Raw genomic sequence first — 12,693 nt, 5'->3', positions numbered from 1 at the left:
AGTTAAGCTGTTACCGGCACTTCGAGCTTTACGAAGGTGCCTGATCCGGATTTAGAATCGATCGCCATTGATCCTCCGATCGATCGCATTCGTTCTACCATAAAAGCCAGGCCAAGGTGGGTACCCGACTGTTGGTTCAGCATATTAATATCAAACCCATTTCCGTCGTCGGTAACATGAATAACGATTTTGCCGTCCCTGTTTGTTTGGATTGTAACTTTTATGTTTTTGGCATCGCCGTGCTTGCGAGAGTTATTGAGCGCCTCCTGTATCACTCTTAACACTTGCGCTCCTACAAGGGGCTTGATTGAAAGTTTATCGGTTTCCCGAAGTATAAGTTCAGTGCGGATTTCATAATTATTCTCGAAGTTGCGCAGATATTGGGTTAGCGCAGAAACGAAAGACCATTCCCCCACCGAATTCGGCCTCAGGTTCAAAATGGACTCTCTTATGTCTGCGTGGGCATCTTTGGCGACTTCAACTAACCGTCTTAATATCGGGCTTACTTTTTCGGTGTTGCCCTCGTTCAACAATTTTAACGCTGTCTGCGCCTGGATACCCATGTATCCCAATACCTGCGCAACGCCATCGTGCAGTTCACGAGCTAAGCGTTCACGCTCTTGAAGCGTAGCCACTAGTCGTTGTTGATCCAGGAGTTGGTCTTCAGCTTCTTTTTGTGCTGAGATATCGCGAAACAGCAACAATCGCCCCACAATATTATCGCGTTTATCTTTTAAAGGTGTCAGACCAACATTGAAATAATGAGAAGTACCATCTCTCGTTCTAATTTCCGTTGGTGAAACACCGCTGGATGCGACCGTTAATGTTGGATAACCTGGTAAAAAGTCGACGACCGGGCTTAAGAGTAAATTTTGCGGTGGGTTATCGAAAATTCGAGCTGCCGATTCATTTAGGTCGACGATTCTTCCCTGGGCATCAAGTACAAGCATCCCGTCGTCCATTTGCTCAATAACGGTGGAACGCGCCAAGGGGACGGGATCCAAAGCATGGAACTGAAAAAGAGCTAAGGAGAATGACAAGGATAGGATCCCCATTGTAGACAAAATTCGTTCCCCGGGGCCAAAAATCTCAGTATTTATGTTAAACCATATATAGGTTCCAAAGGCGATGACCATACCCGACAACATAGCTGTCGCCGCCAGGCGAAGTTGTGGAGACCGGATCGCCAACCCTATTAGGATTGCAACTATAATCAGAACTAAAACACAAGCATAACCAATAACAATCCAATTGGCTATGCCAAACACCTGTACAACGTGATCTCCCATCAGGAAATCCTTCCAGAGAAGATGATGATTAGAATTCGTGATTATCACCAAGAAAAAGAAAAGGCTAGGCGAGAACATGAGCCACAAGGTGCGGGGAGTCAGCCATCGGTTAAAGCCGGCAAATTCCAGAACAAACCACAACCAAGTGGTTGCTTCAGGTAATTGCCAGACTCCCTGGAATTTAATCCAGAATATTTTGTCGGAAAATTCGATTGCTAATATTTCAAGTAAGCAGCCTACCGCCCATAAAAAAGAAAACAAACACAACAGTATGAAGGGTTTGGCAATAGTATATTTGCGTCTTTGCCAGCCATACCAACCGAGAATACCTGTCAGGATAACCGTAACGAGTGCAGGCCAAGCTTCCGGGTTGTAGGAATATGCCCCACTCATAAAGTTTTATCTCCGGAGTTCAGGTCAGCGGTATCCATGTTTAATACCAATTTCCAAATCTGACGGACCGGCTGCTCAGATAGGTTGCCGTTCTCAATCAAGGTGGTCAGGATAACAGAGCTACAGGTAAAAGACCAGATCATCTCGCATAGAACAGTTTAATTTTCTTCAGCAGGCTCAGCTCAAATATAATCAGATTCAAAGAAATATGCCTATACTGTTGATTCAAATATGGTTAAGTGTAGCGGTAGATCGTGCTCAGTTCAATAGCAATCTAAAAAATTCTTGACATATGCGTTGGATATCAGAGGAGGACGATACAAGAGCCAGGCAAGATTCTTGCCTGGCTCATCGCATTGTGACCCTTAAATCCGTTATCAAGATCTATGGGTATATGGCCCGCAAACCTGCCAAATCACCGCTCTCAAGACTGCGTTTACTTACTTCTCCGAGAGAACCATATCCGTACATCGTTTGTGTCATGGTCGGCTTATTATACAGATCTCCAAGCATAAGCCAGTGACCTACTTCATGAGTCGCAATGTTCTGTACGTCGTAGTGCCCAGTTACCCCACTTGCTTGATCTGGGTCGCCTGAAATAACCGATTGAGCCCAAGGTAGATAGCTATTCATTGCCATATCAACTTCGGTTATCTCTTTGGTCAATGAGTTGTACCAAATCATAGTAACTGCTATTGCATTGGGGTACTGGTTAGAGATATCAACCCAGCCGACCTCATTGGTTCCGTTTGTGGTTCCCCCGCTCTGAAAGCTACTTGGAAACCCAGTGAAATCGCCATAATATTCAAAATCTATAGACGATTGCGAATCAGCTTCCCATTCTTGAAATGCTGCCTGGATTCCATCAAGAAAGTCAGTTGAGTAATTAAGAATGTTGACTTTGTAAGTTACGGGGATATCAGATATATTCCAGTGGATTCCGCTATATTTGTACCACTCTTTAGTGGCATCCCCACCATCAGTCGGCGGTTTGCCCGGGAGACCCCCTTTTGCAGGAAGGTCTTTCGGATAATGAACAAAGACCACTCGATCAAGAATTGGAGGACCTTTCCCCTGGCCATTGTCGGCTGCAGCCACAACACCAGAGGAAGGCAAAATAATAAGGGTCAGAACACTAAAGACTATTAGCACGCGTCTCAAGGAATGGAACATCTAACACCTCCTAAAATCTCGATAACCCAATCCATATTTAACACCCATTTGGGTCTATGTCAATTAGCTTTATTTCGCTGAGTCGGAGAATTTGGATTGATTCTGGTTTTGATTCGACCTTCTTCTGGGGCCTGGAAAGGAGAATACCCTCTTGCAACGAACTTGCCATTCTCAGTGATAATGTAACCTACCCCACAGGTGGCACATGTCTGGTGCCGTGGTAACGACAAACCCCAGCCATAGACTTCAACACCACACTTCAGGCAGGTCCCCTTCAATACCATGATCATATTTTGGGCCGATAACTCCCTTAAAACAAGATGCATTTTCCTAACCTAAACTGTCTAGAGTTAGGTATTTTACCCACCAGTCTCACTTGTTTTCGAAATAGTCTATCTAGAAAAGACTCCACTCGGAAGATGATTTTCAACGAGCACCTTTTCAACCCACCGTGTTTCTCATTTTAGTACGTTAATATTACTTTATTACCAGCCTAATAAGGTACTAATTGGTGATTGTTAATCAACAAGCCAAGGCTTATCTTCTGATTGATGCGAATGAAGACCCAGGCGCATCAGAGGAGGAAGGTATGAAAGGCAGAAAAGCAGTAAGGCTGTCACTTGCTCTTACACTAGTCTTGATTATGACGGGTGTAACACAGATTGCGGCGGCAAAGCCAGATGGTTCAAATGGCACCAATGATGTGATAGCACGAAGCAATGGGTTCCCCAGTGGTGAGCATTTCAATCTCAACATACTCGGGAAGACGGCGGATTATATTGGCGATCCCACTCCGGGTGGCAATTCGGTTTTCATTCTCGAATTTGGAGCTTCAACGATCGAGTACGTAACTAACAAAAAGTCATCTCAAACCGAACTCTACGTCCTCGATCCACTTGCAGAAGCCTTCGATGGCGATGCTGCCCGGGTTCAACTTCCCTATGAAGCCGAAGGCTATTTCGTTTTTGGAAGAATCTTAGGCAAGCCAAATAACGGTAGCATCGAGCCTGTCAGCAGCATTATTCTTTACCCTAATCAGGTAATCGCAGCCTACAACGATATCGATCCTGCAAATACGGAATTCCCCAACTATACTGATCCAATTGATGACCCACTGCTGGCTTTAGGCTTGATTGTAGGCCCAAACCTGTATGTTGCCGAGGAAGAAACATTCGTTAGGTTTGATCCGGATTCTACTGTCGGTAAAGGCAAATCAAAAGCCACCAACATCACAGACCTGTTCACCTACACCGGATGGGTCGTGGACGCCCGCCTCGATACAAATGGTCCTGAAGGTGTGCCGGATGGGATAATCTCCCTTTTCGATGTACCAATCGGTGACTACGATAACGATGACCTCACCGCGGCTAATAGGGACTACAACAACGACGGTGTCGAGGATGAACTGGATGTCGAAGCCTGGTTGACAGCCCTTTCTCTAGGCGATTCACCGATGTCCTGGTACTACGATTCAGAATGGATACTTAACATCGCAGATCTGGTAATCACTGAACAAGGCCTTGTTAATGACGGCACCAAATTGCTGCAGGTCAGGTTTTACCCTGTCGATACTACAACGTTTATCGAGTAAATAAGAATTCCAAACTGGGTCGAAGGTTTACCCAAAAAAATAAACGAAGGGTCTTTATCAGCCCTTCGTTTATTTTTTTTTGGTAGATACACTCCAAGACATCCTTTACTTCGGGTATAGTTCGACTCTCCACCGTCCCCCACCTAAATGCATAATCCGTCAAAAATGTGTGAGTTCGCAGCATCTGATCGTTCTTCATCGGTGCAAAAAAAGTAATTGCTGCCCTTCCTAAAAACAAAGGACTATTTCTTTACCGCCCAAATCAAAGCCGCCACCCAGCCGAGGAAAGTCCAACCCAAGAAAAAGTTAACCAAAATAATTGCTAAGGCGTTGTGATGATGCTGGGCGACAGCGATTATTGTGGGTAAAGCATACACTGCTAGACTGATAACAAAAACTATAATGCCAAACCAGCTATCGAAGAACCAACCCATGGGAGCCCATTCCCAGCGCATACAGGAGCACCTCCTTCATTTACCGGTACTCATCGGGATTATAAGCGTTCCAAGCGTATGTGGACTATAAGAGCTAGCCTAGCCATTGTAGGTTTTGTTTTTTCGATGCAAACACCGGGATCGTTGCCTTTCATTCAGGCTTGATCTAACAAAAATCAGATATGTCTGTTCAACAAACAGACATCAGTTTACTTCTAGGCAAGGAACAACATATCCTAGCTCTTTGAATGTAGGAACCCATTTCGGCGGGATGGGGAGCTGTTCGCCGTAATACAGCCAATAGTATTCGTCTAGGAATTTCACCAGGGATTTGATAACTCCCTTCGCAGTGTAATTTAAACTCTCGGATAGAAATGCATTAGGCGAGCCTGAATGGCCTTGTTCCTCGAAGTTTCTGATTACCGATTCCGCATCGAGATGAATCTGCTTTAACCATGGAGTAACACCTTTATAGCCTTCCTCTTTGATCTGTGGGAATCGGTCAATAACATCTAAACCCATGATCGGCAACAATTGATCGTTCAACACGTGTGCAATTTTAGATACACCAGTAAGCCACAATCCGTTCACTGAAGACAGCTGCCGGTAGATTGTTTGGATGCATTCAATAATTCGAGTGTCGTCAAGGTCGATATCGATAATGGAATATGGTTGGATGGCTTTGATCTCTGGCTGCAGCTTGGTGACTTTCTCAAGGATATTTTCGGCTAACCGGCAACCCATTAGAAGATCGAAGTTGATCACGTTCACATGGTCCAAAATGAGCTTCTGTTCAAGTTCCTCAGGTTCAATTTCTGAGGGATTGGTACGCAAACGAGAAACAAATGACTTATCAGCCATCAATTTCATGTATCGCTTGTCACCGTTAGTTTTATAATAGTTGAACAAAGCTGCCCAGGCCAACTCGTTGAACGTGATCATGTCAAGCCTTTCATAAACGATCATTAATTGTTGCTAGCGGATAAGTTACTCCGGTTTATTATTGGAGCTATGGATTCTTCAGTTACTTTTCTACTCAAGGCTCCGATTGTTTTTATTGACAGTATTGCTTTCATTGGAAGCCCCGCCTCACGAAGGGTCTTGCTCGAAGTCCCAACGAGATTCACTAAAGATCCAAAGCGGCATTGGCAAAGTCGAGCTAACTCATGGCTTCGTTCATCCGTAGTAAAAAGCCCCAACAGTAACTCCAGGAGTTCGATTTCTTGAAACTGGCTGAAATCCGCTTCGGTTAGTTCGGATATTTCAATGTATTTTGCCATATGATTTAGTTAGAGCCTTTCAAACCTGTCCCAGTGGGCTACAGGCAAGGCTGCGCTGAATGTTAAACCGCAGCCTTGCCTGCTAATTGTCTTCATGGCAGGGTAGCAATAGGACCGGCGGCAACTATCGTCGCTGAAGCAAAAGAGGCTATAAGAGTAATGACAACTGCGATTACGGCTCGCGCAGAGAAGTTTTTCATTTTTTCACCCCCTTTATAAACAATTTTGGCAAATCGTTAGCTTGGTAACATCATAAAACACCGTCTCTTACCAAATTCTGACCAACAAAAAAGAGAAGGCGTTTTGCCTTCTCTTCGAGAGGGGAAGCCTTCTAACTTTATACAGAAACTGGTTTGATGATCTCTAAGATTCGAGACGGAGTGTCAGAATCGATCTCGTTGGCGACCGTCGATTTGTACTGCTGGTATACCTTTAGAGCTGATAGCCGGTCACCTAAAGCGATATGATTTTCGGCCAGTTCGCAGTATAGATCATCCTGGTAACTATCTATCGCGATTGCCTTTTCAAGCATAGGGATTGCCTTATGGTGATCACCACGAAGGCGGTAATGACCAGCGACAGTGCTAAGCAACTGTAGGTATTTTGCCTCGTACTCTCGACGAAGCTCTTCAATCCATTCAGCCTGAAATCCTTCCATAAACGGTCCTCGATATAGATTGATCGCTTGTGCCAGGCGTTCCAGGTAAATTGCCTCGGTTTCAGTCGATACTTTTGGGGTGGAGAGTTTCAGGAAATCAATGAAATCACAGTAAACATTGAGGTCTTCACATACACTGTAGCGGCCGCCGTTTGTAGTGATGACGCCGGGGGAAGTTGCCCTACGTGCTCGATACAGAGCCGTATGGAAGTTACCGAGAGCTCGGCTTGGTGAGAGTTCCGGCCACAGTGCAGTCATAATCTGATCTGCCGTTTGCATTGGATGGCATAACAGGTAGATGAACAGTTCTTTAGCCCGGACACTACGCCATTCCGCCTCACCAACTGGATTAGAACAAATCCAGACTCTTGTACTCCCAAAGGCATATACTTCGATACTGCTCCGGTTCGGATCGGTGGCGGGATCCGTTATAACGCTGATCTGTGAAGCCATTCTTTTACGAAGTTGGTGCTGAGCTCGAACAAAATGCTCACCACCGATCTGTTTAGAAGCGGCGAAATGGAGCAATAATGGGAAATCCGCGCCATCGGTTGATAAGAATCCATCATATTCCAGTTTGTCCGCCAAAACAGCTGTTTTCCCCAACCAGGTTTTCGCGGAGTCGAAATCCTTTCCGACGAATGAACAGTGAGCTAAAAAGAGATAGCATCGAGCTAAGGCATCCTGGTCGCCACCACTTTCCAGCCTCGAGGCGGTGCTAGACAAAATCTCAACTCCGCCGATATTGTCACCTTCCTGGAATTTTGCTATACCCAGACTGACACTGAAAATATCAGCATCAGAAGTTTGAGACTGCTCGTTAGCCTGAGACACTGCTTCAGTTAATATCTGGACGGCTTTGGAGTATTGTCCCATCCGACGATATGTATCACCCATTTCCGCCTTAGCCCATAAGATAAAGTATTGTTCCATTGCATCAAGTGCAACCGCTAAAGCTGAATCAAGTGATAAAAGGGAATTAACGAAATCACCGAGGTCCCGCTGGGCAATCCCCATTGCAGTGAGTATATTAGCCTCGATGCGCTTCGAACCGGCAGCCCGGGCATGGCCTAAGGCCGTTACAAGGATCGTTAAAGCCCGTTCTGATTGCCCTTGACGTTGGCAAAAATAGGCAAGATTGATTTGTGTGGCTGCCAAGGCTCCGAAGTTTTTCGTCTTTGCCCATCCAGCGCAGGCGTGTTCAAAATGGACGGCTGCTGAAGTCATATCACCGCGTCTAAGATATGCCGCACCAAGGGAATTCTGAATTCTGGCGATAAGGTCTAGGTCAAAGCCATCGGCAGAATACTTTAATGCGAGTTGAAAGTGTTTGATTGCTTTTTCAAGGTTGCCAGAATAGAACAGCGCATTCCCAAGCCTGAACTGCGCGCTGGCGATGAATGGGTAGTTCTTTGTTTTTCTTAGCCTCGATAAGGCTAATTCGGCGTCAATGATGGCATTGCGCAAATTACCAGCCAACCGATGCGCCGCACTCCGCCAAATATAGGCGTTTATAAGCGTTTCATTGACTCGGCCGTCTTCGGGGTGATTGTCGATAATCCGGGTTAAAATGATGCCAGCCTGATGAACCTCCCCGGTGTGGATTAGACTCTGCGCCAAGATCAAACCCAGGTCATTATCAGCTTGTTTCAAGCTAGATGGGATTCTGCTTAGAATATCAACAAGAGGAGCGAATTCGCCCCTACGCAACAGCTCACCAGCGATCGCTTTTACCTGGGTAGCGGCTTCAGCGAATTGCCCTGAATTCAGGAGCGACTCAATTTCCATGGTGGTGTTTTCGGAATACATAATTGCTTGGAAAAATTGGCACCATTATAGGCGTTACCTAAAGTGACAACAAGGGCAATATGGGTACTGATCTCTGTGTTTTTATGGACTAGCCTGCTGTTGTGTACCAGGAATATTCCCCAAGAACCAGCTCGTGATATAATTTCACTCTGCTTGTCAAGGTGATTGAAATGGAAGATAAGTACTTTTATCGTCAGATTGTCGATGAAATTCCCTTACCCCTATATGTTTTTCAGGATGGTGAGCTGAAATTTATTAACCAGGCTTTTGTTGATTTTTCGGGGTATAGCCGTGATGAAATCTCTAAAATGCTATTTATCGATTTAATCCATCCTGAGGATAAAGACGACGTAATAAGGATGACAAAACTTGCTCTATCAGGCAAACTTGACAACCTTCCGCAAGAACCTGAATTCAGGATTGTCCGAAAGGATGGCGAGGTCAAACTCGTTCGCATCCGGCCGCGTTTAATCGAGCACAATTGCCAGCCAGCAATCTTGGGCGTAGCAAGGGAAAATTTTCCGTCCACCAGAACTCATTAAGGATAAGGTATTATGGTTTGGGGGTGGGGCACTCGATGATTTTTCCCGCAAACATTTATCAATCTCTGCCCATTGTTTCAGGTAGAATCCAACTCTCCTATTAAGATGAATCTTTTGATCAGGGCGGGACCAGGTAAAGCTGAGTTTGGCGGAATAAAAAATCCCATTATAATGTGAATGGTGGATTAGATAGCGCATCATTGAGGAGAGGGGAAATGAGAACACCATCTATGCAACCGTCACTTATTTATCGGGGATTAATAGTTGTTCCGGTAGTATCTCTCCTTATGGCATTTTCTGGCTGCGGTTCAACTCCACCTACGACGACGACTACTACTACCAAACCCACCACGACCACGGTAGCTGCCACTTTTGCTCAACTAGCTCAAAGTGGGCAAGTGATTTATGCCGCCAAATGTGCCAGTTGCCACGGTGATAATGGACAAGGTGTAAGAGCTCCCGCGCTTTGGGGACCGAACTCCCATTTATCTGATCTTGGTAATGCTCAACTACTGCTTAACTACACCTCGAGCGCGATGCCGCCGGGTTCAGCAAGTAGCCTTTCGCGGCAGAATCACATTGATATAGTCTGTTACCTGCTTATCCAAAATAATGCAGTAACAGGTAGTGCGCCATATAGCGAGGCTCAGTTAAGCAGCATTATTCTAAGATAGCCCTGAATTGAGCATCCAACTACTCCGAAATCCCCCCGCGTTTCAGGTAGTCCCGCAAGCTCCCCATCAACGTCCCGTTGATGGAGTCGATACCGCCAATCCGCCAGATACAGATTTTTCTCCTTGTCTGTAAGTGGCCTCTCGGTACCCTGTTTCTTATTGGGGTAATGGGGGCAACTTCAAGTCGATTTTGCGCCAATATAGGCGGCAATAACTGTTGCTGCAAGAGTCACTACCCCTATCAAAGCGTGGATCTGTACCATTGTGCCCTCTTCTCCCTGGGCCATGAAACCACCGCCAACCGCCACTACTGCCAAGCCTGCCGAGATCAGTGTCCAAAGCTTGATGTTCTTCATCTAATTTATCCTTTCATGGCTCTTTCAATTGAGCTGTGCTTTGATTTTCGAGATATGGATATTTGTCTCGGCGATAAGCTGTTTCAGAACTGCTTTAAACGACTGCCCTTCACCGGAAAAAGCCTCAAAGAAGTTCTTTTCGATCAAACTCTCCTCGATGTACAAGCTAGTCGTCAGAGCTTGTCTATCGTTAACCACCCCTGAAATTGCAGACTTAATCTCTTTTTGCACATAAGCACGATATGTTGATATCGCCGCTATCGAAAACCTGTTACTTACCTTGACATCACCTTGCATTTGACCGAATTGGCGCAACCAAGCCGCGTGCATCTTCTCTTCACCTGCAAGAGACTGCCAAAGCTGTTTTCTTATTGGCAATCGATCAGCATAAGTTTGGTACAGTTCGCCTATGAGTTCTTCATTCTGGGCCAAAGCTTCTATTACAGATGTTGAATTAGACTTGATCATGGGAGTTGTGCCATCATACCATTGGCTAAAGTGATTAACAACCAGTAAGAGATGTGACTCAAATCACCATGATCTTGGTCTTTGGGACTTCAAAAGTGGTCGAGCAGGTTGGGCATTTGAAAGTTACGGTTTTTAGCGACTTGCCCGCTTTCTCAAACCGGTCAACCCGGTCAACATAGGAATAGTCACCATCTTTAGGACAATATGCAACCAATGAATATCTGTATCCGGTTTTGGTATCCAGCAGACTAACCTCACCTGTACCAAACATCCTGCTTACTAGACCCGGGGCTTTCTTGGCTTCCATAATCGTCGCCCTCCTTCCTAACTGGTTTGATTTTAGCCCTGCCAGACTCACCCTGCAATATCTTTACTCAAACCGTTTTATTCCATTCCTCTATTGATTTTAGGGATTAGAATAATAAGGAGGAGGTGCATGGCGATGAAACTGGTAACTCACAGGACATATTGCACTGATTGTAAGTGTCTGGTCATGGGGGTTCAGGAAAAGAACGGCAACCAGCTGAAACTGCTCTGCCCCAAATGTAAACGACCTCTCTGGACTTTTTCGGGATACACCTGGCGTTACCTTAAAAAGATCGATTGAAGTATGTCACCAAAAGGAACGACTATGCGTTTTCTGGATCTAGATCTAGACTTTTTCTGAACAAAGACCCCTACTATTCTGGAGCCGAAAATAAACGCTTAGGCTCCAGTTACAAGCCATGGCCGAAGGACATGGTGCGGCATTTCCTTGAAAGCCGATGTGGCCTCTCACGCTATGTCCGAATTCCCGGAACGATTGTCGAGAGCCATCATCAGGTGCTGGAATTATGGCGGAAGTTGATTGAATCAGGAGCCTTACACACACCATTTGATGTAATCCATGTAGACGCTCACCCGGACCTAACAATTCGCGGCGGTCTCCGCTTGATCTCGGGTAAACTGTGTTTTGAAAAATTAGAACAGACTAATCCTTTAGAAGAGGGATATATTAACGCCGGCAATTACTTGACCTATGCGATCGCTTATGGTTGGATCGCTTCATTAACTTGGGTTCCTAGCCATTTACCAGAGTATGATCCAGTAAGCAAAAAATCAGTACCCTTCAATACATCATGTGGCCTTGCAGTGGAACCTAATAAAGGGGCTGAATTTAAGATCGTACAGTGGCAAAATTTCCGCGCAACAGAACCTTTCGACTACGTGCTTCTAAGCCAGTCGCCCGAGTACACACCACGAAAAAGCGATGAGCTTATTCCGCTTATTTCACAGTATGTGAATAATCTAACCCTTCAAGGGTTATAGAACGAAGCTCACCAGCCTCGGTCATTTCCCGGTAGATCCACTCCAGGATATACGTTTTTTCAGGCAGAGTCCGACTCTACGAGGAGGACGACACAAGAGCCAGGTAAGATCCTAGCCTGGCTTTTGTGATACGTTGTAAAAAAGTGACCGCTGATGTTTCGCTAGGCTTAGCATCATGGTATCTTAGTCGCAGTCATTGTCGCCAAACCACCTGTGCAATCGGCTCCAGGTCCACTCCAGCTCCATGTCTCATTTCCAGACATATTGATAGGAGAATCAAGAGTCAAGGTGCGGGTAGCGATGGTAGTGCCACCATCTTCAGAGTAACTACCAGTAATCGTGATCAACCATTTGCCTCCTGTAAGCGTAGATGAAGCGCAAAACTGTGCTCACTCGAAGTCGTTTCTGCTAGTACTGTCGCGGTTCCAATATCAATGACGGTCTACGACTTATGGTTCTATTCATCTAGCATCATTTAAATCGGAGGCGTATAATTGGCATCTAATCGAATATGGAGGCTTGATATGGAAAAGAAACCAGTAAAACCCATCAAACCAGTCGTAAAGCCGGCTGTTATAAAGGCTGGTCCGGTGAAGAAATCCGAGATTAACCCAAAAGGCGCAGCTACTGCCGGTCCCTGATTTTAAGGTGACATGAAGATCCACAAGAAAAATTTGTTTGCGTACCTTTTTTATATAGCTGCCATTTCTAATCGAAT

The 12,693-nt window shown here is 45.4% G+C and carries 12 protein-coding genes; 4 read left to right on the top strand and 8 right to left on the bottom strand.

Annotation, left to right across the window (positions count from 1 at the left end; all coding sequences use genetic code 11):
• Positions 1–2: 2 nt before the first annotated feature.
• Positions 3–1,682, bottom strand: a complete 1,680-nt coding sequence (locus tag DEALK_RS05680) for a histidine kinase N-terminal 7TM domain-containing protein (RefSeq protein WP_058439322.1) — start codon at positions 1,680–1,682, stop codon at positions 3–5.
• A 384-nt stretch (positions 1,683–2,066) separates the two neighbouring features.
• The gene (locus tag DEALK_RS05675) at positions 2,067–2,855 is read right to left on the bottom strand and encodes a zinc metalloprotease (protein WP_058439321.1); all 789 of its coding nucleotides are present in this window, start codon (positions 2,853–2,855) and stop codon (positions 2,067–2,069) included.
• A 508-nt stretch (positions 2,856–3,363) separates the two neighbouring features.
• Between DEALK_RS05675 and DEALK_RS05670 the strand changes: the two genes are divergently transcribed.
• Positions 3,364–4,446, top strand: coding sequence for a hypothetical protein (locus tag DEALK_RS05670; RefSeq protein ID WP_144437083.1), 1,083 nt, complete (start codon positions 3,364–3,366; stop codon positions 4,444–4,446).
• Positions 4,447–4,688: 242 nt separating this feature from the next.
• On the opposite strand, the gene DEALK_RS05665 is transcribed toward DEALK_RS05670, so the two are convergent.
• From DEALK_RS05665 to DEALK_RS05650, 3 genes are all read right to left on the bottom strand, one after another.
• Positions 4,689–4,901: a superinfection immunity protein gene (locus DEALK_RS05665; RefSeq protein ID WP_244881583.1), complete on the bottom strand. Its 213-nt coding sequence runs from the start codon at positions 4,899–4,901 to the stop codon at positions 4,689–4,691.
• Between the two features lie 183 nt (positions 4,902–5,084).
• Complete coding sequence (locus DEALK_RS05660) at positions 5,085–5,822, bottom strand: hypothetical protein (protein WP_144437082.1); 738 nt, start codon at positions 5,820–5,822, stop codon at positions 5,085–5,087.
• 675 nt (positions 5,823–6,497) lie between these two features.
• A complete protein-coding gene (locus DEALK_RS05650) occupies positions 6,498–8,606 on the bottom strand; it encodes a BTAD domain-containing putative transcriptional regulator (RefSeq protein ID WP_186007584.1) in 2,109 nt (702 codons plus the stop codon).
• Between the two features lie 191 nt (positions 8,607–8,797).
• Here DEALK_RS05650 and DEALK_RS05645 point away from each other — a divergent pair, with 191 nt between their 5' ends.
• Both DEALK_RS05645 and DEALK_RS10435 read left to right on the top strand, forming a co-directional pair.
• A complete protein-coding gene (locus tag DEALK_RS05645; RefSeq protein ID WP_058439316.1) occupies positions 8,798–9,169 on the top strand; it encodes a PAS domain S-box protein in 372 nt (123 codons plus the stop codon).
• A 215-nt stretch (positions 9,170–9,384) separates the two neighbouring features.
• Positions 9,385–9,843, top strand: a complete 459-nt coding sequence (locus DEALK_RS10435; protein ID WP_083496369.1) for a c-type cytochrome — start codon at positions 9,385–9,387, stop codon at positions 9,841–9,843.
• Between the two features lie 179 nt (positions 9,844–10,022).
• On the opposite strand, the gene DEALK_RS10150 is transcribed toward DEALK_RS10435, so the two are convergent.
• From DEALK_RS10150 to DEALK_RS05635, 3 genes are read right to left on the bottom strand one after another with little or no spacing between them, the layout of a single operon-like run.
• Positions 10,023–10,199 carry a hypothetical protein gene (locus tag DEALK_RS10150; RefSeq protein ID WP_186007583.1) on the bottom strand — a complete coding sequence of 59 codons (177 nt, stop codon included), beginning with the start codon at positions 10,197–10,199 and terminating at the stop codon, positions 10,023–10,025.
• A gap of 24 nt (positions 10,200–10,223) precedes the next feature.
• The gene (locus DEALK_RS05640) at positions 10,224–10,667 is read right to left on the bottom strand and encodes a ferritin family protein (protein ID WP_058439315.1); all 444 of its coding nucleotides are present in this window, start codon (positions 10,665–10,667) and stop codon (positions 10,224–10,226) included.
• A gap of 58 nt (positions 10,668–10,725) precedes the next feature.
• The gene (locus DEALK_RS05635; protein ID WP_058439314.1) at positions 10,726–10,974 is read right to left on the bottom strand and encodes a hypothetical protein; all 249 of its coding nucleotides are present in this window, start codon (positions 10,972–10,974) and stop codon (positions 10,726–10,728) included.
• A gap of 296 nt (positions 10,975–11,270) precedes the next feature.
• On the opposite strand from DEALK_RS05635, the gene DEALK_RS09795 reads away from it, so the two are divergent.
• Positions 11,271–11,975 carry a peptide arginase family protein gene (locus DEALK_RS09795; RefSeq protein ID WP_083496368.1) on the top strand — a complete coding sequence of 235 codons (705 nt, stop codon included), beginning with the start codon at positions 11,271–11,273 and terminating at the stop codon, positions 11,973–11,975.
• Positions 11,976–12,693: the final 718 nt, after the last annotated feature.

This window comes from Dehalogenimonas alkenigignens (assembly GCF_001466665.1).
Taxonomy (GTDB): Bacteria; Chloroflexota; Dehalococcoidia; order Dehalococcoidales; family Dehalococcoidaceae; genus Dehalogenimonas; species Dehalogenimonas alkenigignens.
Note: the sequence above shows the minus strand (reverse complement) of the source record. Positions and strands in the feature narration are given on the sequence as shown.